Annotated in this window: 16 protein-coding genes and 1 pseudogene; 9 read left to right on the forward strand and 8 right to left on the reverse strand. The window is 41.9% G+C overall.

The features are described from left to right. Positions 1 to 40: 40 nt before the first annotated feature. The 3 genes from ACNSN3_RS14650 to ACNSN3_RS14660 all read left to right on the forward strand — a co-directional run bounded on the left by ACNSN3_RS14650 (position 41) and on the right by ACNSN3_RS14660 (position 7,267). Positions 41 to 2,470: a TonB-dependent receptor gene (locus ACNSN3_RS14650; RefSeq protein WP_418607900.1), complete on the forward strand. Its 2,430-nt coding sequence runs from the start codon at positions 41 to 43 to the stop codon at positions 2,468 to 2,470. A gap of 32 nt (positions 2,471 to 2,502) precedes the next feature. Then, complete coding sequence (locus tag ACNSN3_RS14655) at positions 2,503 to 3,900, forward strand: 5-methyltetrahydrofolate--homocysteine methyltransferase (protein ID WP_418607902.1); 1,398 nt, start codon at positions 2,503 to 2,505, stop codon at positions 3,898 to 3,900. A 145-nt stretch (positions 3,901 to 4,045) separates the two neighbouring features. Further along, on the forward strand, positions 4,046 to 7,267 hold the full coding sequence (locus ACNSN3_RS14660; RefSeq protein WP_418607904.1) for a S41 family peptidase: 3,222 nt from the start codon (positions 4,046 to 4,048) through the stop codon (positions 7,265 to 7,267). A 98-nt stretch (positions 7,268 to 7,365) separates the two neighbouring features. On the opposite strand, the gene ACNSN3_RS14665 is transcribed toward ACNSN3_RS14660, so the two are convergent. Then, positions 7,366 to 8,664, reverse strand: a complete 1,299-nt coding sequence (locus ACNSN3_RS14665) for a DEAD/DEAH box helicase (protein WP_418607906.1) — start codon at positions 8,662 to 8,664, stop codon at positions 7,366 to 7,368. A 263-nt stretch (positions 8,665 to 8,927) separates the two neighbouring features. Between ACNSN3_RS14665 and ACNSN3_RS14670 the strand changes: the two genes are divergently transcribed. The 3 genes from ACNSN3_RS14670 to ACNSN3_RS14680 all read left to right on the forward strand — a co-directional run bounded on the left by ACNSN3_RS14670 (position 8,928) and on the right by ACNSN3_RS14680 (position 10,842). After that, entirely contained in the window at positions 8,928 to 10,016 is a 1,089-nt protein-coding gene (locus ACNSN3_RS14670; protein ID WP_418607907.1) for a hypothetical protein, read from the forward strand. A gap of 12 nt (positions 10,017 to 10,028) precedes the next feature. Beyond that, a complete protein-coding gene (locus tag ACNSN3_RS14675) occupies positions 10,029 to 10,382 on the forward strand; it encodes a hypothetical protein (protein ID WP_147154738.1) in 354 nt (117 codons plus the stop codon). 97 nt (positions 10,383 to 10,479) lie between these two features. Then, on the forward strand, positions 10,480 to 10,842 hold the full coding sequence (locus tag ACNSN3_RS14680; RefSeq protein ID WP_418607909.1) for a hypothetical protein: 363 nt from the start codon (positions 10,480 to 10,482) through the stop codon (positions 10,840 to 10,842). Between the two features lie 56 nt (positions 10,843 to 10,898). Here the strand turns inward: ACNSN3_RS14680 and ACNSN3_RS14685 are convergent. The 4 genes and pseudogenes from ACNSN3_RS14685 to ACNSN3_RS14700 form a co-directional block, all read right to left on the reverse strand. Next, a pseudogene (locus ACNSN3_RS14685) lies at positions 10,899 to 11,078 on the reverse strand (hypothetical protein); the annotation flags it as partial. Positions 11,079 to 11,269: 191 nt separating this feature from the next. Further along, positions 11,270 to 12,457: an alpha/beta hydrolase-fold protein gene (locus tag ACNSN3_RS14690; protein ID WP_418607911.1), complete on the reverse strand. Its 1,188-nt coding sequence runs from the start codon at positions 12,455 to 12,457 to the stop codon at positions 11,270 to 11,272. Between the two features lie 113 nt (positions 12,458 to 12,570). After that, positions 12,571 to 14,391 (reverse strand): glutamine--fructose-6-phosphate transaminase (isomerizing), encoded by a 1,821-nt coding sequence (gene glmS, locus ACNSN3_RS14695; protein WP_075170726.1) that lies wholly within the window; start codon positions 14,389 to 14,391, stop codon positions 12,571 to 12,573. Between the two features lie 46 nt (positions 14,392 to 14,437). Further along, entirely contained in the window at positions 14,438 to 15,202 is a 765-nt protein-coding gene (locus ACNSN3_RS14700; RefSeq protein ID WP_418607912.1) for a DeoR/GlpR family DNA-binding transcription regulator, read from the reverse strand. 161 nt (positions 15,203 to 15,363) lie between these two features. Between ACNSN3_RS14700 and ACNSN3_RS14705 the strand changes: the two genes are divergently transcribed. Then, positions 15,364 to 15,891 (forward strand): sugar O-acetyltransferase, encoded by a 528-nt coding sequence (locus ACNSN3_RS14705; protein WP_418607914.1) that lies wholly within the window; start codon positions 15,364 to 15,366, stop codon positions 15,889 to 15,891. Positions 15,892 to 15,943: 52 nt separating this feature from the next. Here ACNSN3_RS14705 and ACNSN3_RS14710 read toward each other — a convergent pair whose 3' ends face one another. From ACNSN3_RS14710 to ACNSN3_RS14720, 3 genes are all read right to left on the reverse strand, one after another. Next, positions 15,944 to 18,340 carry an FtsX-like permease family protein gene (locus ACNSN3_RS14710; RefSeq protein WP_418607916.1) on the reverse strand — a complete coding sequence of 799 codons (2,397 nt, stop codon included), beginning with the start codon at positions 18,338 to 18,340 and terminating at the stop codon, positions 15,944 to 15,946. 200 nt (positions 18,341 to 18,540) lie between these two features. After that, positions 18,541 to 19,257, reverse strand: a complete 717-nt coding sequence (locus ACNSN3_RS14715) for an ABC transporter ATP-binding protein (protein ID WP_054202739.1) — start codon at positions 19,255 to 19,257, stop codon at positions 18,541 to 18,543. An 11-nt stretch (positions 19,258 to 19,268) separates the two neighbouring features. Then, positions 19,269 to 20,522, reverse strand: a complete 1,254-nt coding sequence (locus tag ACNSN3_RS14720) for an efflux RND transporter periplasmic adaptor subunit (RefSeq protein ID WP_418607918.1) — start codon at positions 20,520 to 20,522, stop codon at positions 19,269 to 19,271. A gap of 225 nt (positions 20,523 to 20,747) precedes the next feature. Between ACNSN3_RS14720 and ACNSN3_RS14725 the strand changes: the two genes are divergently transcribed. Together ACNSN3_RS14725 and ACNSN3_RS14730 are read left to right on the forward strand one after the other, a co-directional pair. Next, positions 20,748 to 22,166 (forward strand): sigma-54-dependent transcriptional regulator, encoded by a 1,419-nt coding sequence (locus ACNSN3_RS14725; protein ID WP_418607920.1) that lies wholly within the window; start codon positions 20,748 to 20,750, stop codon positions 22,164 to 22,166. A 2-nt stretch (positions 22,167 to 22,168) separates the two neighbouring features. Further along, the gene (locus ACNSN3_RS14730; RefSeq protein ID WP_418607922.1) at positions 22,169 to 23,485 is read left to right on the forward strand and encodes a sensor histidine kinase; all 1,317 of its coding nucleotides are present in this window, start codon (positions 22,169 to 22,171) and stop codon (positions 23,483 to 23,485) included. Positions 23,486 to 23,611: the final 126 nt, after the last annotated feature.

The following is a 23,611-nucleotide window of genomic DNA, read 5'->3' on the forward strand; positions in this document are numbered from 1 at the left end:
AGCACAATTGATACAATATAACATTCGCAAAGGAATTCAAATGACACGAAAATCTCAATTAGCTTTGTTTATAGCAGCCCTACTACCAACAAATGCACTTGCAAATACCATCGAAGGTGTTGTTCTAAACAACCAAGGTAAAGTGGTGACTAATGCAACTGTAGAAGTTGAAGGCTCAGATATAACAGCAGTAACAGATGCAAGCGGTAAGTTCGTAATAACTGATTTAAAAAGTGGTTTAAAAGAACTTCATATTACCGCCCCTGGTTATGCCCATCTGCATCGAGATATCACATTTAGTGATGATAAAAGCCAGTCAATTACCTTTAACTTAGAACGTTCACCCATTGAAGTAATTGATATTGAAGCGACGCCTATTCACATGTCGGCAATGGAATCCTCGTCTCCCGTTAGCGTGTTATCTGGCGAACAATTAAGACGGCAGCAAGCTGCAACCCTTGGCGATAGCCTTGAAAAACTCCCGGGGGTTACTACTAACTTTCATGCAAAAGTAGCCAGTACACCTATTATTCGTGGCTTAAGCGGGCCGCGTGTTCTAATTACTCAAAATGGTCTTGATGTCAGTGATGTTTCGCGCGTTGGCCCTGATCACTCAGTCGCATCAGAGGCATCAACCGCAAAACAAATCGAAGTATTACGTGGCCCTGCCACATTATTTTATGGCAGCGGCGCCATTGGTGGTGTGGTTAATGTAGTTGATAATCGGGTGCCTACCGACAGCACAACTCGCGGCGAATGGAACCTTGAGCACAACTCTGTTGATAATCAAAAAATCGCCTCATTTAATGCCACTACTGGCACTGATTCTTTTGCATTTTATGCTGATGCCTTTTGGCGTGAAGCTGATGACTATGAAATACCCGTGGCCGCTGAATTAGCCCACGATGACCATGACCATGACCATGACCATGACCATGAAGAGCATAGTGGCGATTACACCGTTGCAAACAGCAATGAGGAGTCTGACGGCTTTACCTTAGGTACTAGCTACCTCTTTGATCAAGGTTTTGTTGGTATAGCTGTTGAGCAATTTAATCGTCAATACGGTATTCCAGGCCACACCCATGGTGGCGAAGAAGAACACAGCGCTGAAGAAAGCGTATATGCCGACTTAGAGCAAACTAAAGTGCAGTTGCTAGGTGAATATAACCTTGATAACAAATGGCTTAATAGAGTAAATCTGCGCGCAGGTTTTACAGATTACGAACATGCTGAAATTGAACATGGTGCAGTGGGCACCACTTTTGAAAATGAAACCAATGAGTTACGCGTAGACTTAATGCATAACCCGTTTGCGCAGTGGAATGGTGGTTTGAGCTTTCATTACAAACACAGTGATGTTGAAGCGCAAGGCTCAGAAGCATTCACACCACCGTCACAAACACAAAGCTTTGCTATAGCACTAATGGAAGAAAGACACTTTGGTGACTTTTTAGTGCAACTAGGTGGCCGAGTTGAACGGGTAACCATCGATGCTGATAACGTGTTACTACCTAACATAGATGCACACGCACACGATGACACCGGTGTTCATGACGATCATGCTCATGAAGAACATGCCGGCAATACTCGCGTATTTGACGTAGAGCAAGAATTCACTCCTGTCAGTTTATCAACGGGTGTTGTGTGGGATTTTGCACCTAGCTACAACTTAGGCTTGTCGGTATCTCGTTCTGAGCGTGCTCCTTCGGTGTCGGAGCTATTATCATTCGGCCCTCACATTGGAACTGGTACTTATGAAGTAGGCGCACTATTTGATATTCATGAAGACGGCCATTTTGGTTTATCTGAGCAAGCGCTTGACCTAGAAACAGCAAACAATATTGATTTAACGTTTCGTAAAACCCAAGGTGATATTGGTTTCATTCTTAATGCTTTCTACAACCAAGTCGACAATTATTATTACCAAATCGACACAGGCCTATACGCCGAAAGCGGCCACGACCATGGTGATGAGCATAATCATGACCACGGTGACGAGCATGATCACTCATCTGAACTCCCAGTTTATTTATTTAAAACAGATGACGTAATTTTGCATGGCTTTGAAGCCCAATTTGCATGGCAGTTAACCAATGAATTTAAAGTAGATTTATTCTCAGATTACGTTCGTGCACGCCTTAAAGACGGTGGCGATTTACCACGCACACCACCGCTACGTTTTGGTACTGAGTTTAGCTACCAAACAAATAAGCTGAGTGCGCACCTCCACGTAACTCGCTATCAAGAGCAAGACCGCACAGCACCAGAAGAAACAACCACAAACGGCTACACCATGCTTGATGCCAGCGTTTCATATGACTTATCAGTGCTAAATCAAGATATGTCCGTGTATCTACGAGGCACTAACTTAACAGACACAGAAGCGCGCGTGCATAGCTCATTTTTAAAGAATATAGCGCCACGTCCAGGTCGTAGCTTTGCACTAGGTATTCGCGGTTACTTTTAAGCGCTAAAAAATTATAAATAAAGGAAATTAACATGACTAAACTATTCAAATTAAAATTAATTGCACTGGCAATAAGCAGCACATTAATCACCGCTTGTGGTGATGCAGAAACAAACATTGTTGAAAAAAACCCAATAGAAGTACCTGATGACGGCCACGATCATGGCGATGGTGGCGACCACGGTGATGAATACACTATTGATTCATTAGGTAGGCTTGCGATACTTGCTGGCGATAGCAACGAAGCGAACTTTTTCGACTTAGACGACAATGAGCTTCTTGATACATTCACTCTTACTAATGATTCAAACACGCTATCGTCGTCGCCTGACTTTCGTTATGCCGTGATTGCTAGCCGCGCTCAAGATTACCTCGGCTTTATAGACGGTGGCTTATGGCGTGAAGATCACGGCGCACACCTGCATGATTACGAACAAAGCCCTGAGTTTAGCAGTTATGAGCTAACTAGCGGCAGTCGCCCTACTCACTTGGTAAAGCACGATGGTAAATTAGCGGTATTTTATGATGGTGATGCAGCATCAGGCACAACTGCGTCTGTTGAAGTATTAACAGATAACGACATAACAAACGCAACAGCGACCTTACCTGGTATTAATTACGACATTAATATGCATGGTGTAGCAGAGCCGCGTGGTGAGCACTTATTAGCGACCATTCGCCGCGATGATGCACAGAGTACATCAAACGCTAAAATTTTGCCGGATCAGGTAGGTGTTTATCACTTTCATGATGGCGAATACGAACTTGAACAAACGTTAGAGTTAACATGCCCTGATTTGCACGGAGCAGCACAAAACCATGATTACGTAGCGTTCGGCTGTAGTGACGGTGTGCTATTAGCCCACCAGCATGATGACGAATACCACGCTGAAAAAGTAATAAATATTGATGCCGTCGGCGACTTACGCATTGGTAGTATATACGGCCATGAGGGCAGCGAAACCTTTATTGGTGTTGCATCTGGTCACGGCGACGGCCCTGCTGTGATTGTGAGTATAAATCCTGCGAAAGCTGAAATGGAAGAATTTGAATGGCAACTAGCTGATGGCGCAAGCGCTGTTTCTTACTCTTTCTCAGCGAATGGCGAGCACTTTTTAGTTTTAGACAGCCTAGGCTTTTTAAATGTGCTTGAGGCGCATGCGCACGACGATCACATACACTGGGAGCTAGCAGGTCAAGTTGATATTACACAAGAAGATGTAATAACAATGCCTGAAGGCATGAAGTTTAGTATGACAGTAGCGCAAAATGGTCAGTTTGCTTACGTAGCCGACCCAATAGCCCAACACGTTGTGCAAGTACACCTAGAAGACTTAGAAATTGAAGGTGAACTAGAACTTACATTCCCACCAGCCGCGATCACTTGGTTAGGTATTGCACAAGAGGAAGAGCACGCACACGAACATTAATTTTATATCTGTATTTACTTAAAGGTTGGCGCTTTTTGCCAACCTTTTTTATTCACATTTTGTAACAGACCTTTTATCGTAAGTGCATCGCTATTTTTCACCTTATTGTTATGATGGGATAGCTATTAATATAGGATGTAATTCCATGAAAAAACTAACAACATTGGCTCTTGCCTTGGCTGCAGCAATCGCGCCGGGTGTATCGGCCTATGAGACTAAAGACACTCGTTTACTCCGCTTTCCAGATATCCATAACCAAACCGTTACCTTTGTTTATAGTGGCGATATTTATATTGCGAATACGCAAACAGGCGAAAGCAAACGCTTAACCGACCATATTGGCTTTGAAACATTTCCTAAGTTTTCCCCTGACGGTAAGCGCATTGCATTTTCAGCCGAGTATAACGGTAGCCGACAAATTTATGTGATCAACAGTGACGGTTCAAACCTAAAGCAACTTACTTATTATAATGACGTTGGCCCAATGCCACCGCGTGGAGGTTTTGATTACCGCGTTTTAGATTGGACCGCCGATGGTAAAAATGTGGTATTTAGAGCTAACCGCACACCATGGGGAAAACGTATGGGCCGCCCTTACATGGTTCCTGCAAATGGCGGACTTGAACAGCCATTAGCGATTCCAGAAACTGGTGGCGGCATGCTATCCCCAGATGGCAGCAAATATGTTTACACGCCAATTGATCGAGAGTTTCGTACGTGGAAACGTACTCGTGGTGGTCGTGCGCAAGATGTATGGATTTATGATTTAGAAAAAAACACCTCAGAACAACTAACTACAAACCGTGCAACCGACCAGCAACCAACTTGGGTTGGTGACGATATTTACTTTGTGTCTGACCGTGATTACACGCTAAACCTTTACCAGTACCACAAAGGCAGCGAACCAAAAAAACTTACCAACTATAAAAACTTTGACGTACTTTGGCCTTCAGCTGGCCCAAATGCGATTGTTTATGAAAACGGCGGTTATTTATATCGCTTTGACGCAAAAACACAAAAAAGCGCTAAGCTAAGCATTAACATTGCAGGCGTGCGCCAATACGCAATGCCGTATAGCAAAAATGTTAGCGATTTTATTGATTCTATGTCGCTCTCTCACGATGGTAAACGTGCTGTATTTACTGCCCGTGGTGAGCTGTTTAGCGTACCAATCAAACAAGGGCCTACACGCAACTTATCTTACACAGAGAAAAGCCGCGAAATAGATGCAAGCTGGTCACCAAATGGGCGCTACATAGCCTACATGAGCGATGAAAGCGGCGAGTACGAAATTTACTTAAAAGATCGCAGTAAAAATAATGCTATTAAGCAACTCACTAGCAATGGCACTATTTGGCGCTTTACGCCCATTTGGTCACCAGATAGCTCTAAGTTGTTGTTTTCAGATAAAAACAACACACTTTGGTGGTTAGATGCAAAATCGGGCAAGCAACACAAAATTGATACCGGTATTTATGACGAAGACGGCATTACTCAGTATACGTGGTCGCCTAATAGCCAAGACATTGTGTATGTTAAAAATAACGAAAACCGTTATGCCTCACTGTGGCACTACAACCTTAAAAAAGAAAAGGTGACGCGCCTAACAGACGAAATGAGTAACGAGCAAAACCCAACCTTTTCGCCAGATGGCCAATACCTTTACTTTAGCTCTGAGCGCGACTTTAACCTTGCGTTTAGCAGTTACGAGTTTGACTACATGTTTAACCGCGCCACCCGTATTTATGCGGCCGCAGTAAACGACAGTGTTAAACCGCTTATTGCCTTACAAAGTGATGAAACCACGATTGTAAAAGACGATGACGACGAAAAAGAAGACGACAAAAAAGTTAAAAATGCACTGCAAAGCAATGACTTTATGCAACGTGTTACCGCACTTAATGCCCCAGCGGGCGATTACCGTGGCTTAACCGCAGTAAAAGACGGCGTACTGACTCTTGCTAATGGCGCATTACAACTTATAGGTACCGAGCACGACAGTGAGCTAGAAACAGTCGCTAAAGGTGTTAGCAATTACACTATATCGAGCAACAGCGAACACCTACTTGTACACACAAGTGGCGGTTACAGCTTAATAGAGCCTAAACCAAAGCAAGACCTAGACGCCAACAAGCTAGATTTAAGCAAAATGACGCTTAAAATCAACCCGCAAGCTGAGTGGCAACAAATGTACGTAGAAGGCTGGCGCACACTGCGTGACTGGTTCTACGACGAAAATCACCACGGTCAAGATTGGAATGCTATTTTAGCTAAATACCAACCTATGGCTGATGCTATTAGCCACCGTAGCGACCTTGATTACGTACTTAGCGAAATTGCCGGCGAAATTAACTCAGGTCATATTTACGTGCAATCGGGCGATATGCCAAAAGCCGAACGTAAAAATCACGGTTTATTAGGCGCTAAGCTTGCAAGCGACCCATCTGGTTACGTAAAAATAGAGCAAATCTTTAAAGGTGAAAACTGGCATGACGATTTCCGCTCACCGCTGGGGACTACTGGTGTAAAAGCACATAACGGCGATTACATTATTGCGGTAAATGGCCGCTCGGTTAAAGACGTTGCTAACTTTTACGAACTCCTTGAAAACACCCAAGGCGAGCAAGTAGAGCTAGTGCTAAACAGCAAACCGCGTAGCAAAGGTGCGTGGCAAGTAACAGTAAAACCGGTAGCCAGTGAGCAAGGTCTACGTTATTTAGATTGGGTTAACTCGCGTGCAGCCTACGTTAATAAGCTATCAAATGGGCGTATTGGCTATGTGCACCTGCCAAATACAGCCTATGAGGGTAACCGCGCCATGTTTAAAAACTACATGCCGCAAACAACCAAAGATGCCATGATTATTGATGACCGTTACAATGGCGGTGGTTTTATTCCTGAGCATATGATCACTTGGCTTGCGCGTAAACCGCTTAACTATTGGAAACGCCGTGGTGTAGAGCCAACTAAAACACCGCAGTTTGCGCACAATGGTCCTAAAGCCATGCTAATAAATGGCTATTCAAGTTCTGGTGGTGACGCAATCCCTTACTACTTCCGCCAGGCTGGTCTAGGTAAGCTAATTGGTACCCGTACATGGGGTGGCTTAATTGGTATTTCTGGTAACCCAAGCCTTGTAGACGGCGGACAAGTAATTGCTGCTACATTCCGTATTTTAGACACAAAAGGTAACTGGATCATAGAAAACGAAGGTGTTGCACCAGATATTAAAGTAATTGATCGTCCAGAGCTTATTTATAAAGGCCAAGATCCATCAATAGAGCGTGCTGTACAAGAGTTATTAAAGGAGCTTAAAGAAAATCCTAAACAACCCTTAGTGATACCACCAGCACCTTCTAAGTTTTAATTTGCTGCATAGCTAAACAAGCTAATACCAATAAAAAAACCCTGCAAATTTGCAGGGTTTTTAATGACTTGGATTTAATGACTCATATGTATTAAGGCTTATCTTTTTCTCCAGCCGCTCCATACGTCATCTTCTTGGTTGGATTTTTTCTTCTTTTTCTTACCTGTGCCTTCAGGCTTGGCCATTGGCTTATCGTTTTTTAGCGCCTCAGCCGCATCAAGGTTGGCTTGGTTTACAGCAAAACCTGCTACCTCTTCGCGCTCTAAGCGAAGTTTGTTTTTCTTTTCGATAATTCTAAAGTGATGGAAGTCTTCATAATCAATTAACGATAACGCTAAACCGACTTCACCAGCACGGCCGCTCCGGCCAATACGGTGCATATAATCAGCTGGGCTACGCGGTAAGTTAAAGTTAATAACAACAGGCAGTTTGGCAATATCTAAACCACGGGCTGCTATATCGGTGGCAATAAGTACTTCTATTTCGCCAGCTTTAAATTTTTCAATTACGCGAGTACGCTCGCTTTGGCCTTTATCGCCATGGAATACTTGTGCGTTCACGCCGCGTTTTTCAAGTTTGCTGGCTAAGTGCTCACAATCTTTTTTAGCGTTGACAAAAATAAGTGCTTGGCGCCATTGATGCGCTTTAATTAAGTGCGCTAAAACCGTGGTTTTCTCGCCTTTATTAACCGTAAATACGCGCTGAACTAAAGTGCTTTCGTCTTTGCTTTGTACTTGTATTTCAACAGGGTTGGTTAACAGCTCTTGCGTTAATTGTGTGACTTGCTCTGGGAACGTCGCTGAAAACAACATGGTTTGTTTTTTAGCAGGCATAAGGGCTAATAGCTCAGCAAGCTCTTCAGTAAAGCCAAGGCTTAACATGCGGTCAGCTTCATCAAGCACTAAGGTTGTTACTTTATCGAGCTTAATCGCATTGCTTGAGATTAAATCGAGCAAGCGCCCTGGCGTTGCAACAATGATATCAGCACCACCGCGCAGTGCCTGCATTTGGGTATTAACCGACACACCACCAAACACTGCTACGGTTTTAATCGCACCATTAAAGTTAGCAGAGTATGATTTAACACTATCAGCCACTTGTGTTGCCAGCTCGCGCGTTGGCACTAAAATTAATCCTAAAACAAAGTTGCCTTTGCTCGGCGTTTTATTCGCACCTTGCGCTAAAAATAGCGTTTGTAGCATAGGTAATGCAAAAGTTGCCGTTTTACCTGAGCCGGTATTTGCCCCCGCAATTAAGTCACTCCCCGCCAAGATACTTGGAATTGCTTTTGCCTGAATCGGCGTAGGTTGCGTGTATTCAAGATCAGACAAACGAGCAATTAGCTCTGGAATAAGGCCAAGTTCGTTGAAGGTGCTAGGGCTTGTGGCTGAGGTCATATTTATTACGGGCTTATTGCTAAAAAGTAGCCTGTAATTTTAGCGTATTTAGCAGCTATTAAGTAGAGGTTAGTGATTTAAATAAAATGCATCTTGTTTTTTATTAAACGATGATTCACTGAATATCACTTTGCATTAATACTATTTTTCACATACATCAATCATTACAAATAATAGCTGAACACGCTGTATTATTGATTTCAGCATTTCAAGTGTGTTATTTTTGCGGCCTGATGGATTAATTTTAGATACAAGGAAATGTCATGTCTCAATTTGATTTATGTTTCAATACGAAAAGTCGAGCAAGTTTACCTTTTAACAGTAATGACTTAGAGCAATTAAAGCGATTTAGAGAGGATAACCCTCATATTATAGGTAACTTTATACCTCAAGGAACCCCGTTCATTTTAAGAACTCCACAATCTGGGGATATGAGTGATTTCAGGCGCTCTCGTCCAGACATAGCTTGTGCACTTGATAATACGGTGTCTTGGCCTGAGCATACAAAGAGAAATGTCAGTACTATAGTAAACAACTTCGGTGATGAAGATGCTTTGGCTATTGCCGCGCTATACGATGCGGAAATATCTCCATATGTTGATAAAGTAAGAGGTTTAACGAGTCAACAAGTTCTTGGAAGAAATCTTGATACCTTGACTGCCACTGGCGCAGCACTTACCTCATTAGAGTCAAGCCAAGTGAGATTAAGTACATTTGGAAAAGCGATTCTAAAATACCAAACTAGCTTAATTGAAATTAGAAAAGCATCGCAGAACAAGCAGCCTAAATTAGAATTAATCAAACTAGGTAACAAAGCAAAGCAAGCCCATCTAGAGTTAAACACTGTATTTAAAAGAGAAATGGTTAAATTCAAAGGCAAAGTGAAAGCATCTGCACGGGGTAATATCTGGTCTAATGCGCAGCGAGGCATAGATACAGCAAGAAGCGCAAGAAGTTCAGCTCCCTTGCAATTAACTTCTTTAGCTAACATACAGCACTTACGTAAATTAGAGCAAGGATCCAATATTGCAGGAAAGTTTGTCATTGCGATTGATGCAGGTCTTCGAGCTGATAGCGTTTATGACGATTACAAAGCAGGTAAAGACTGGCAGCGCAGTGCAGTAAGGGAAGCTACAGGTTTTGGTTTAGGGACAGCTGCAGGAGCATATGTTGGCGGTACGACTATAACCGCAGGGGTAGGAATAGCAATTGCAATGGGTCCAGTTGGCTGGGTAATTCTTATAGGTGTAGGCTTGGGGGCTGGTTATGCTGCAGGTAAAGTTGGTGATGCTGTTGGAAAGGGTTTCTCAGGTCTAGTTTATGACCTTAGCTCTAATATAAGCTGGTTTTAAGCTATGTATCTTATGCCTGAAACTTTTTACTGGATAATAACTGGGCCATTTATAATTGCTTTTCTTATTTCAGCTTTGTGCTTCACTCGTATTTCAATGAAACACATAGAGAAGAAAATGCGTGAGGAAGGAATACATGAGCCACTTTGGGATAAAGGACTGGGCATAAGAGTGAGCATGTATGGCAAAGTAATAAGGCGGCAAAAACCCGCAAAGGCGACGGTTGTTAATGACGAAGCAATTTTACGACACGCCAGACCTATCGATTTAATTTTAGCTCGCACAATGCATTACTCTTTCGTAATTATGATGACCCTAGCTGTATATGGTTATTTTGCATATGACTTAGGTGAGCGCGCTTATTAATTTCATGACGAAATTATAGGCAGAAGGTTTTATGCTACAGAAAATCACTTGTACCTTAATATATGCTTACTTCTCTGATATGAATTGGTTTTAAATTATGTATGTGATTCCTGAAAAGATTTTTTTATTTATATCTTTACCAATAATAATTAGCTATCTAATTTCGACTTTATGCTTTACTCGTATTTCAATGAAACATATTGAGAAAAAAATGCGCGAGGAAGGGATACATGAACCACTTTGGGATAAAGGGCTGGGCATAAGAGTGAGCATGTATGGCAAAGTAATAAGGCGACAAAAACCCGTAAAGGCGACGGTTGTTAATGACGAAGCTATTTTGCGACACGCCAGACCTATCGATCTAATTTTAGCTCGCGTAATGCATATATCATTTATAGGTTTGATGTTCGTAATTGCCTATGGCTACTTTGCCTATGATTTAGGTAATCGCGCAGACTAAAAAGGCGCACAAAGCGCCTTTTACATCAAACCTGTCGCCTATTGATTTTAAAATTTTTAGGCCGACTTTGCCAAATTGCGTGGTTCGTCAACATCTGTGCTTTAATTACCGCTTTATAGTGCGACAGTGACTGTAGTGGAATTGTATATACAAGAGGGGCAATCACGTCATTTACATGGTTTACGTTGATTACACGCATGGTCATCTGACTCACAGTATGAGTATTTATCAGTAAACTCTTCTTAGTCTGCAATATCATCAGCAAGTAATATTGCTTCTTCTAATTTGTTTGGTAAGTCTTTAATCACGTTAAAAATCAATATTTTTATCTTAAGCCCTACTCTTTTAATTAATTTAACTGTCAACGTAAGCGCTTCAAACCTAAAGAGGCTTTCATAAAAAGCCAACAACTAAGTTAGCAATATTATTAGTTCTTGCTAAGTTCTGCTTGTAACCTAGCTTTTGTTTCTTTTAAGTAATTTATATAAGGGTATGAGTCATCTGCAATGGCTAAAGCAGACTCCATCTGTTCAAGCGCTTGGCGAGTATCACCCTGCATTTCATAGCCATAAGATAAGGCTGAAAGCGCATCGACTGATTTAGGATGATTTTTTATATTGTACTTAAACACCTCTATAGCACGGGTAAACTGCTTGCTGTCCGTTAAGTTATAACCAAGTAATCTAACAGCGCGATCTGGTGGAGATATTTGCTCACCCCATTGCTGAGATAAGTTTTGATAATAAGTATCAATAGACGCTAAATCGTCAGTTAAAGCGCTCATTGGCATTTGTTTAGGCAGAAATAGGTTGTAATAGGCATTAAATACGCCTGCAGCAGCGGTTAAGTTATGCGAGATACCATCAAACGCATCACTAGAGAAGCGTAACCCTCGCACTTTATGCGATTGTATAGTTTGCTGCAATTCATTGTACCTTTCTCGCATTATGCCGGCTTCTTCGCCGATATTGATATAAACGTAACTGTTAAGCTCTTTGTTTTTAGTTATAAACGATTTTGTACTTTTTACCATTGCGCCATAATTCCACCAAACTGCAGGGCTATACGCAATATGCGCTTGAAATAGTTCGGGATTTGCCTGCAACGCGTATAGCGCAAATACACCACCAGCAGATGCGCCAGCAATCACTTTATAGTCATGCGTGCGATAGTTCTTATTTACTAAAGGAATGAGCTCTTGTTCAAAGAACGCTAAAAACTTTGCCGCGCCGCCCCCTTCACCGACAGGCCCTTGTGGCTCTTTATTCACTGTAGGATACATATCTCTAAGTCGATTAGTGTTTTCAATAGCGACAATAATAACCTCAGGCGCACGATTATCATTTTGTAAGCGCTCAATAACAGCACTTGCAAGCGGTATATTACCCGCTCCATCTAAGCGATATATTACCGGATAAACTTTATCGGGCTCAGCTTGGTAGCTTTTAGGCAATTGAACGACAACTGTGCGTTCTTCGTTTAAAACAGCCGACTTAAAAGTGTGCGTGTGCACAGAGTAATCAGCACTTTGCTGTTTAGTCCCAGATTGTGAAAAGGCACTTTGTGAACTAAAAATACTAAAGCTAATAAAACACAGAACAGCAAATAAACGCATAACTAATCCCTTAGAGAATAATGAGTTACTTAAGCTAACAGAGTTTCAGGCATAAAAAAAGGCGCATTGAGCGCCTTTTTAATTTTTATTCTGGATTTACCAACCTGTTGATTTTACTCAACAGTAACCGATTTTGCTAGGTTACGTGGTTGGTCAACATCAGTGCCTTTAATGACCGCTACATAGTACGACAGTAACTGTAGTGGAATTGTATATACAACAGGGGCAATTACGTCATCTACGTGGTTTACGTTGATTACACGCATTGTGTCGTCTGACTCAAAGTGTGAGTCTTTATCAGCGAATACGTAAATAATGCCGCCACGTGCACGTACTTCTTCTACGTTTGATTTAAGCTTTTCAAGCAATTCGTTGTTTGGTGCTACAACAATAATTGGCATGTCGGCATCAATTAGCGCTAATGGGCCATGTTTAAGCTCACCTGCTGCGTAGGCTTCTGCGTGAATATACGAAATTTCTTTAAGCTTAAGCGCGCCTTCCATCGCGATTGGGTATTGCGACCCGCGACCTAAAAACAGTGAGTGGTGTTTATCAGCAAACTCTTCTGCAAGGTCTGCAATGCCGTCAGCCAACAATAGCGTTTCTTCTAATTTAGCTGGTAGCAGTTTAATAGCGTTAACAATCGCGCTTTGATCTAAGCCTTTCTCTTGCGCAATAGACGCAGTAAGCATTAACAAACCAACAAGCTGCGTAGTAAATGCTTTAGTAGAGGCTACACCAATTTCAGCGCCAGCTTTGGTCATAAAGGCAAGGTCTGATTCGCGTACAAGCGATGAGCCTGGTACGTTACAAATAGTCATTGACCCCATATAGCCTTGCTCTTTAGCTAAACGAAGCGCAGCTAAAGTATCAGCCGTTTCGCCTGATTGTGAAATCGTTACTAGTAGGCTATTTTCGTGTACAAATGACTGACGGTAACGGAACTCAGAGGCAATTTCTACGTTACAACTAACACCTGCAAATTGCTCAAGCCAGTAACGAGCAACCATACCTGAGTGGTATGACGTACCACAGGCAATAATTTGTACGTGTTTTACGTCTTTAAATATTTGCTGTGCGCTATCGCCAAAAGCATCAATCGCTACGCGGTCATCGTTTAAACGTCCTTCAAGAGTGTTACGTACTGCAAGTGGCTGCTCATAAATTTCTTTTAGCATGTAGTGACGGTAATCACCTTTGCCTGATGCATCTTGTGTGATGTTTGATTCAACAACTTCACGCTCTACAGCATCGCCATCTGCATCAAAAATTTCTACAGTGTCGCGAGTAATACGCGCTACATCACCTTCTTCTAAGAAGATAAAGCTGCGAGTCACTGGTAATAATGCAAGTTGATCAGAAGCAATAAAGTTTTCACCAAGGCCTAAACCAATAACTAACGGGCTACCTGAGCGAGCTACAATAATTTCGTTATCATTCGCTTTATCAAACACAACGGTACCAAATGCACCTTCAAACTGCTTAACAGCAGCTTGAACTGACGCTAATAAAGTGGTGTGCTGCTGACGTAACTGATGAATTAAATGCACCATGACTTCAGTGTCGGTGTCTGATAAAAACTCGTAACCGTCGCCTTTAAGTGCTGCACGCAAGCTTGCGTGGTTTTCAATAATACCGTTATGCACAAGCGCTAATTGATTGCTTGAAACATGTGGGTGAGCATTGGCTTCAGTTACACCGCCATGAGTCGCCCAACGAGTGTGTGCAATACCTGTGTGGCCGCTAACACCAGCTTGTTCAAGTGCTGACTCTAAGTTTACAACCTTACCAACTGCTTTAACTGTATTAAGTGTATTGCCTTCAAGTAAAGCTACACCTGCTGAGTCATAACCGCGGTACTCAAGACGCTTAAGGCCTTCAACTAAGATTTTATTTACTGGACGTTCTGCAACAGCCCCAACGATTCCACACATAGTGTCTCCATTAATTTTTTAATTCTAGCAACTTACGTTTTAGTTGCTATTCCATAATTTCTGCGCAAATTAGTTTTACACCACACGCCTCTATGGCTGCACGTTTATTACTTGCTAAGCCACTGTCGGTTATTAATGTGGTTACTGTTTGCCACGGTAATTCTAAATTTGGTATTTTTCGGCCAATCTTTTCTGACTCAACCAGCACAATAACTTCGCGCGCCGCTTTAGCCATCACTTGGCTTAATCCAACAAGTTCATTAAACGTGGTTGTTCCACGCGCTACATCAATGCCATCAGCACCAATGAATAGCTGATCAAAATCATATGAGCATAGAACATTTTCGGCTACTTGCCCTTGAAACGATTCTGAATGCGGATCCCACGTGCCACCTGTCATCAAAAGTGTTGGCTCATTTTCAAGTGCTAATAAACGCGTTGCTACTTTAATAGCGTTAGTCATAACAACTAACCCCTGCTTTGTAGCCAACTCAGGGATCATTGCTGCAGTGGTGCGCCCGCTGTCAATAATAATGCGGTTATGATCTTTTATAAGCGATGCTGCCGCTTTGGCAATGGCCACTTTGCGCTTAGAATCAATCTCATCGCTTACAATCTCTTTTGGTAGCGCAATAGCACCGCCGTAACGGCGCAGTAATAAACCACTTTTTTCAAGCGAGGTTAAGTCTTTTCGAATAGTTACTTCTGATGTTTGAAACTGTTCAGCAAGAGTCTCAACAGCCACTTCACCAAGCTCATTTACTTGGCTAAGGATCAGATGACGGCGTTGCTGGGTGTTTCGTTTGGTCATAAGTGATTACAATTAAGTTTCGTTTCGAAAGTTAGTGAATTTTAAACGAAACATAATAAATGGCAAGTGAATGCGTAAAAAAAACACAGTTTTATTCAAATTATCATCATGCTTAAAGTAGGTTAAGCTAGACACCATTATTTAAGTTAAACAAAATTGATATGCAGTCATTTAATAGTATTAGTAAAGAGAATCTAGCGCAGCGTAGAGCTGTGCACGAAATTTGCCGCTTATTTAATAAAAGCCCCAGTAAAGGTAATTTAAAGCGAATAAAAGAATTATGCTCACACTGTGGTGATGGAGTAATTATTGAAGCGGGCTTTCATTGTGACTATGGCTCGCAAATGCATATAGGTGATCGTACTTTTATAAACATTAACTGCACTGTGTTGGATGCGCCAATAAATGAAGGAGCTATAAGCATTGGCTGCGATTGTTTAATCGGTCCGAACGTTCAACTATTGGCCGTATCTCATGCGGTTAACCCCACAGAGCGGCTCAATAAAGAGAACTTTGCAGCACCGATTACTATCGGTAATAACGTGTGGATTGGCGCGGGAGTTATTGTGTTAGCTGGCGTTACCATTGGTGAAAACGCTGTTGTGGGCGCAGGGTCGGTAGTAACTAAAGACGTGGCTGCGAACACTGTTGTTGCCGGTAATCCTGCTGTAAGAATTAAAGATATTTGAAAAAGGTCTATCGGTATTCTGATAGACCTTTAGTAGGGTTCTTTACTCGTTATTACTCATATCTTAATGTTAACGATGGCCTAGTACTGGCGGCTTTGAAGGCAAGGCTGGCAACCGTGAGCCAAGTGATCGCAGCAACACTCAAAGCGGCAACCAGATAAACCCATAGCGCTTGATCAACCCGCTCGTTAAAATTAGCAAGCCAGTCACCCACCAGCCAATAGGTTAGCGGGTATGCTATGGCTACACTTCCTAACACTAAAATTAAAAATTCTTTTGCCAGTAGGTTCATAATGCTGATGCGTGATGCACCCAGTACTTTGCGTACTGCCACTTCTTTTTGGCGGCGTAATACCGAGAATGACGCTAAACCAAAGGTCCCTACGCACGCTAAAAATACGGCTAAGCCAGAGAATAAAGTGACAAACTCAGTTGCACGTTCATCATTACGATAAAGCGCACGGTAGTTTTCGTTCAGCATATCTATTTGTGGGTCACGAATTGCGAGATTCTCTTCTAAAATACTTGCAAGCTGCGCTTTAATAGACAGTATTTTAGCAGCGTCCATGTCTACGATAACGCGGCCGTCCCAACTATTTGTATAGCCACAAATTAAGATGGTAGAAGGTTGTGCGTCTTTAACACTGCCTACTTTAATATTTTTAACCACACCGACAACCGTTAAGATTAAATCTTTGCCATTGCCCGGACTTGTGCGCCATGTACTGCCAATTGCATCACTTGGTGTTGCATAACCGGCTTGTTTTACTAGCGACTCAGTCAATATGACTGAAGCCGTTGCTTTAGTGTCACTGACTTCACTAAACCAATCAGCAGCCATTTTTTCACTGAAATCTCGCCCAGCGACCAATGTTAGGCCCAATGTTTTGGCTATGTCGTTACCTGCGCCAATAATGGGTAAACTTTGTTTGGTAAATTGACCGTTGTCGGCGGTAAATGTGCGAGACGATTTATATGAGCCTGTTACATCAATATCCATAACACTGGCTCTTTTCACCCCATCAATCGCGTTGATACGATTTAGTAATGCAGTATTATTGTTATGTAATATATGTTCGGCTGATATATCACTGATAACCAATTTACTTTCTTTGGTATAGCCCACTGGCAGGGATTGTAAATAAGCAAGTTGCTGTTGCAGTAATAAAGCGCCAATAATTAAACCGACAGATAATGCCGATTGCACAACCAACAAACCTTTTCTAACCGCAATGGCTGTGCGGCCACGCTGCATGTCACCACTGAGCACTCGTTTGGCACTAAACGCCGACATAAACATGGCAGGGTAAATACCGGCAAGCAAGCCGATTAACAGTACAACAACAGCAATTGCAGCACCTAACGTAGAGTCATAATTGAGGGATAACTGTCTATCGACTAATTGATTAAAAGCCGGTGTTAGTAATTCAACCAACATACAGGCAATTAATGCAGCAATAATAGTGATAAGTAATGACTCCACTAAAAACTGGCAAATAATTTGTGGCTTACTGGCGCCAAGCGCTTTACGTACGCCTACTTCCTTGGCACGTTTTGCCGATTGTGCAATGCTCATATTAATAAAATTAAACGCAGCTAAAAGTATCAATAAAACACTCAAACCAATACAAATACGCAGCGTTGAAAGCGAGCCATTCTTTTTCATTTCATAGTTAGAGTTGGAAGTTAAATGAATAGACGTTAGCGGATGCAGCGTCATTTTTGCTAAATTTGGGCTTTCGTAAGCAATTTTCATGTAGCGTTGCTCAATAGTTTCTGCCAACTTTTCAACATCAGTACCTGGCTTTACTCGAATATAAGAGGCACTATTCATGTTTTGATATTCAGTATTGGCTGGTAACTCTTTAATTAATCCTTGAAAAAAGAAGTGCGTATTTTCAGGTAAATCAGCAAATACCGCCCCAATCTGCCAACGTTTATTACCTTGTATTAAGGTTTCACCAACAATGTCTGCACGGCCAAAAATACGTATTGCGTACTGCTCACTCAATGCGAGCATATTTGGTGCGCTAAGCACTTTGGCTAAGTCGCCTGCAACTAAGTCAATATTCACAAAATCAGCTATATTGCTGCTTGCCGATATAATACTTTCTAATTTATAACCCACATCATCACGAACAAATTCAGCACCTGGCGGACTAGGTTCTAATGATAGTATGTCTTCTATTTCAGCCATATCTTTAAATGTATTCATAAGGTCTTTGTTGGTCATCGGCCCGCCAACTCCCAAGGATGTAAAATACTGATTAACACGATACACGCGTTCAGCATTGGGTTGCTGCTTGTCATAAGACGCTTCATTAAAGGCAAACATAGCCACTAAAATAGCCGCCGCCAAACCAATACTCAAACCAAGTACATTGAGCAAAAAGTGTTGTTTTTGCTGCTTAAATGAGCGCATTGCGGTCATAATATAATTTTTAAACATTATCAAATTCCTTCTTACCCCAAGGGGTTAGAACAAAAATAGCTGGCAAGCCACAAAATCACTTACCATATCACTGAGGTACACATAAGACAGATCATGCTTGAGAGCAAAAGCACTCAATGTAATAAATAAGATTACTGTACTAGCTCTTATTAATTGCACTGGAACATGCTGTAAAAAATAACGATAGTAAACGTGCATTACGCAACAACAGCGTCTGAAACTTGTGATGTTTGTTGCTGTAAATTCGCTTTATCAACCATCACTTGACCATCTAGTAGGCGTACTAGGCGGTCAGCATATGCACCTTCTTTTTCTGAGTGAGTTACCATAATAACCGTGGTGCCCTCTTTATTTAACTCACGTAACATAACCATCACTTCGTCACCATTTTTTGAGTCGAGGTTACCGGTTGGCTCATCGGCTAAAATGAGTTTAGGGTTTATCACTAATGCACGCGCAACGGCTACCCGCTGTTGCTGACCACCCGACAATTGCTGTGGTAAATGCTCGCCGCGGTGATCAATACCTACCCGTTTTAAAATAGTTTCAACGCGTTGCTTACGCTCACTTTTTGATATTTTTTGATACTGTAATGGCAACTCCACGTTTTCATAAACGGTTAGCTCATCAATTAAGTTAAAGCTTTGAAATACAAAGCCAATTGATTCTTTACGTAGCTCTGCTAGTTGTTTTTCGCTATAGCCTGCAATGTCAGTTCCCGCAAAATCAAAGTTGCCTGAGGTCGGTGAATCAAGCATACCCAAAATAGAAAGCAGCGTTGACTTACCACAGCCAGAGGGCCCCATAATCGCTAAAAAATCGCCTTCGTTTACGGTTAAGTTGATATTGCTCAGCGCTGTTGTTTCAACATCTTGAGTACGAAATACGCGGCTTAAATTAGTTAGTTTGATCATTGTTATTATCCTTAAAATTGTAATTGCTGTGCTTTGTCAAAGTTGCTGTAGCTGGAGGTAATCACTTTATCCCCAGCGTTTAGCCCTTCAAGCACTTCAAAATAGTGTTGATTCTTTTTGCCAAGGCGGATATCACGGCGCACTGCTTTATCACTGCCTTGCTCGATTACATAAACCCAGTTACCACCCGAGTTGGTAAAAAAGGCCCCGCGCTTAAGCAGTAAGGCATTGTTATTGTCATCCCCTAGCATTAACTCAATATCAATACTTTGGCCGCGCTTTATGCTTTTAGTGTTACTGGGTAAGTCCACTTCTACTTGAAATTGTGACTGCTGTACGCGGCTATCAATTTTGCTCACTTCGGCATTCACCATGCCGCTTTCAAGCTCAATCAACACGGTCATGTCACGCTGAATTTGGTTTAAGTAAAACTCATCAAGACGCACCACTAATTTATATTCATTAGGAATATCTATTTGTCCGAGTCGTGCGCCGCTACTTTTTGATTCACCAATTTCTACATCAAGCTCGCTTAAATAACCTGATACCGGTGCTTTGATTAATAAGTTGTCGAGATTTCGACGCGTAAATTGCAGATTTTTTTCGAGCATTTTAGCGCTGTCTGACAACTGCGCCACTTGCACCTCACGGATTGAATTTTCTTGCTGTTGGCGCTCAAGGGTGAGCTCTTTACGGGCTTGGTAATAATTTAAATCTTCTTCAAGCTCAGCTAGTTGGTCTTGCGCCAATACGCCACTTTTAACCAAAGGTTTAGTTTGTTTTAATCTACGTGTTAAATGGGTAATTTTTAATTCGATTTCTAATAAGTCGCGGCGTAAGTTTAACCGGCTGGTTTCCATGTTCATTTGCGTATTACGTAAAAAGTTAAGCTGCTCGGTAACTTGTGCTTCACGGCTCATTACATCCAGTTGTAGGTTAGTATTGCTTAGGCGCACGAGCGGTTGGCCTTTTTCAACAAACTCGCCTTGCTCGACTAAGCGTTCTTCCACTTGACCGCCTGCGATAGTATCGAGGTAAATGCTGGTTTTTGGTACCACTTGACCGCGCAAGCTCAAGGCATCTTTAAAGGCACCTTGTGTAACCGTGCTAACCGTAAGGCTGCTACGATCAATATTCTGGCTACGGCCTGTATCGCTGCTTTGTGTAAAACCATATGCAGCCGCAGCAACACCTAAAGTAAGAGCTGCAAAAGTAAATTTTTTTAAATACTTTTGCGTAAATGAGCGTTCTATTTTTTTGTCCATGTCGACTACCTTGATACAGGTTTAATAAACTAATTACCGATAGTTATTACAAACGCTGTGCCAGTTTTATTTAACCAATAAATTCAAACGGTTAATGTTTAGTTTGATTGTTCACATATTTGTAGTGTCCGCTAATAGAACACTTTGTTATTTTATAAACGTCCATTTATGGACACTGTCCCCTTTTTGTTTTAGGCTAAATAAAACTCTATAAGAATAAGAAATATGAAACACACAGGCTCTCTTCTAATTGTTGATGACAACCCAGACATTCTCATTGCAGCACGTTTATTACTAAAACAGCATTATCAAAGTGTTAAAACCACAGACAATCCATTTGACATTGCAGGCATCATTAACGAGCAACGCAAGCTCGAGCAACCCGTTGACGTAATACTGCTTGATATGAACTTTACCCAAGACTCAATCAGTGGCAAAGAAGGCTTTTATTGGCTGAAAAAAATTATCGAACAAGACGCTAATATCGTTGTTTTATTAATGACCGCTTACGGCGATATTCAATTAGCCGTAGATGCAATTAAAGCGGGAGCTTCTGATTTTATTGCCAAGCCTTGGCAAAACGAGCAATTACTTGGCGCAGTCGCCGCTGCATTTTCACACGCAAAAGACAAACAGCAAGTGGGCAAATTAACGCGGCAAAAACAAGGGTTAAACCAAGCCTTAAACACGCCTAACTTTGAGTTTTTAGGTCAAAGCAATGCGATGCAGCAGGTGTTTAGCACCATTGAAAAAGCAGCTCAAACTGATGCCAACATATTAATAACCGGTGAAAGTGGCACAGGGAAGGAGTTGACCGCTCATGCTGTTCATCAAGCAAGTATGCGCCAAAATCAAACCTTTATGAGTTTAGATATGGGTGCAGTAGCGCAGAATTTATTTGAAAGTGAACTATTCGGCCACAAAAAAGGCGCGTTTACTGATGCTAAAGCCGATCGCATTGGTAAATTTGAGCTTGCCCACGGTGGCAGTTTATTTTTAGATGAACTGGGTAATTTACCCCTAGAGCATCAAGCCAAATTACTGGCTGCACTGCAAAATAGACAAATAACGCCCGTTGGCAGCAGTAAAGCCGTTGATATTGATATCCGCCTTATTTGCGCCACTAACGACAACCTTGATCAAGCCGTCGCAGAGGGGCGTTTTCGTCAAGATTTATTGTATCGGATAAACACCGTTGAAATTCGCCTTCCGGCATTACGGGAGCGCAGCGATGACATTCCATTATTAGCTAATTACTACCTAAAACACTTTGCGCAAAAATATAAACGCAGCTTAACCGTTAGCGATGATGATATGAGTGCGCTTTGCCAATACGCGTGGCCAGGTAATGTACGTGAATTGGCTCACGCTATAGAGCGTGCGGTTATTTTAACTGAAAGGGATAAACTCGATATAAGCTCAGTGGTTGGTAATTCAATATCAGTTAGTACTGACGAGAAAACCCAAAGCACGGAGGTTTTAAACAATGTAGCGCAGTACGACACTTTTGATTTAGACATACTTGAACAACGAACAGTTCGCGCAGCACTTAAGCACCATCAAGGTAATGTTAGCCATGCAGCCAAAGCACTGGGTTTAACTCGCGGTGCCATGTACCGCCGCCTTGAAAAGTACGGGCTATAATTATGCGGGCTAATTTATTGCTTTCGTTTAGTATCACCACACTTATAAGTGTAAGTGCGTTGCTTAGTTATGTATTACAAACGCATGGTTTTTCAGCGACGACATTGTTAATAATGCTAGTCGCAGCGGCATTAATAGCGCATATTTTTACGCTGTTTAAGCGCCAACAAAAACAAGCCGAAATGGTGATCCGAGCCTTAGCCAATGGCGACAGCACCTTGGGGCTTGGTCAACAACATCCAATGCTTAAGCAATTTGAACAAGTAAAAACGCAAATGCAAACGGCACGTTTTAATGCCGAGCAACAAGCACAGTTTCTACAAGCTTTGCTCATCCATGTTGATTTAGCTGTTATGGTATGTGATGACAACGGCGAGGTGATCGAATCAAATCCAGCCGTTAGTAAATTACTGGGGAAGAGTTTTCGACATTTGCATGAGTTAGGGGCTGTAGGTGAGTTAATTTTAAACGCCGAACACAATATCCGCAGCACCACCTACTGGCAAAATGGCGAGCAGCACGACACTCTCTCAATTCAACTTAGTATCGCCGAAATTCAAGGTAAAGTTCGTCGTGTAGTGAGCCTACAATCAATTCACGACCAGTTACAACTCAAAGAACAGCAAGCGTATAAACGCTTAACTAAAGTGCTCACTCACGAAATTGCTAACTCTATTACGCCACTTTCATCGCTAGCTGATACTTGTAGCAATTTACTGCCACAAGAGCTATGTTTTGATGAGCTTGAAGATAAACAAGACTTACAACTTGCGCTAAACACGTTAGCATCAAGAACCGCTCATTTAGGGGATTTTATTGCTCGTTTTCGCCAAGTTAGCAGCTTACCTAAACCCAATTTAACACCGGAAAATTTAGCCGATATGCTAACGCGTATTGTCGCTTTACATCAACAACAAGCACGCGTTCAACACACCCATATCGAACTGTCGATTAAAAATCAGCAGTTAGTCATGCTTGATAGCAGCCAAATAGAACAGGTATTAGTAAACTTAATAAAAAATGCACTTGAAGTACTAAAGAGTAACCAAAAGTACAGCGCAGAGAATGCCGCTCAACCAAGGATCGAAATTAGCTTGGCGCAAAACACTAGCCAACAACTTTATATAGAAATCAACGACAACGGACCAGGTATCAGTGAGCATGTGATAGATATGATCTTCGTGCCATTTTTTACCACCAAGCAACAAGGCTCCGGCATTGGCCTTAGCCTCTCTCGGCAAATAATGCTCAACCACGGTGGCGATTTAATTTATGTACCAAAACCACAAGGCGCCTGTTTTAGGTGTGTGTTTGGTTGAGCGTAGAACGCCATTTAAGGTGACAACTCATTAGCATTGGTACTTTCGCGCTAAAGCACGACCTACAAAATTGCACAGCATATCTCGTAGGTTGTCGTTTACGGCGATAGTTAATTTGCAATACAG

This window comes from Pseudoalteromonas sp. US3C1004, from assembly GCF_048401065.1.
Classification (GTDB): Bacteria; Pseudomonadota; Gammaproteobacteria; order Enterobacterales; family Alteromonadaceae; genus Pseudoalteromonas; species Pseudoalteromonas undina.

Bases quoted from the DNA above. Each gene is read 5' to 3' on its own strand.
- ACNSN3_RS14680 (WP_418607909.1), top strand. From the start codon at position 10,480: ATGTATGTGATTCCTGAAAAGATTTTTTTATTTATATCTTTACCAATA.
- ACNSN3_RS14660 (WP_418607904.1), top strand. From the start codon at position 4,046: ATGAAAAAACTAACAACATTGGCTCTTGCCTTGGCTGCAGCAATCGCG.
- ACNSN3_RS14665 (WP_418607906.1), bottom strand. From the start codon at position 8,664: ATGACCTCAGCCACAAGCCCTAGCACCTTCAACGAACTTGGCCTTATT.
- ACNSN3_RS14725 (WP_418607920.1), top strand. From the start codon at position 20,748: ATGAAACACACAGGCTCTCTTCTAATTGTTGATGACAACCCAGACATT.
- ACNSN3_RS14690 (WP_418607911.1), bottom strand. From the start codon at position 12,457: ATGCGTTTATTTGCTGTTCTGTGTTTTATTAGCTTTAGTATTTTTAGT.
- ACNSN3_RS14700 (WP_418607912.1), bottom strand. From the start codon at position 15,202: ATGACCAAACGAAACACCCAGCAACGCCGTCATCTGATCCTTAGCCAA.
- ACNSN3_RS14730 (WP_418607922.1), top strand. From the start codon at position 22,169: ATGCGGGCTAATTTATTGCTTTCGTTTAGTATCACCACACTTATAAGT.
- glmS (WP_075170726.1), bottom strand. From the start codon at position 14,391: ATGTGTGGAATCGTTGGGGCTGTTGCAGAACGTCCAGTAAATAAAATC.
- ACNSN3_RS14650 (WP_418607900.1), top strand. From the start codon at position 41: ATGACACGAAAATCTCAATTAGCTTTGTTTATAGCAGCCCTACTACCA.
- ACNSN3_RS14715 (WP_054202739.1), bottom strand. From the start codon at position 19,257: ATGATCAAACTAACTAATTTAAGCCGCGTATTTCGTACTCAAGATGTT.
- ACNSN3_RS14670 (WP_418607907.1), top strand. From the start codon at position 8,928: ATGTCTCAATTTGATTTATGTTTCAATACGAAAAGTCGAGCAAGTTTA.
- ACNSN3_RS14655 (WP_418607902.1), top strand. From the start codon at position 2,503: ATGACTAAACTATTCAAATTAAAATTAATTGCACTGGCAATAAGCAGC.
- ACNSN3_RS14675 (WP_147154738.1), top strand. From the start codon at position 10,029: ATGCCTGAAACTTTTTACTGGATAATAACTGGGCCATTTATAATTGCT.
- ACNSN3_RS14720 (WP_418607918.1), bottom strand. From the start codon at position 20,522: ATGGACAAAAAAATAGAACGCTCATTTACGCAAAAGTATTTAAAAAAA.
- ACNSN3_RS14705 (WP_418607914.1), top strand. From the start codon at position 15,364: ATGCAGTCATTTAATAGTATTAGTAAAGAGAATCTAGCGCAGCGTAGA.
- ACNSN3_RS14710 (WP_418607916.1), bottom strand. From the start codon at position 18,340: ATGTTTAAAAATTATATTATGACCGCAATGCGCTCATTTAAGCAGCAA.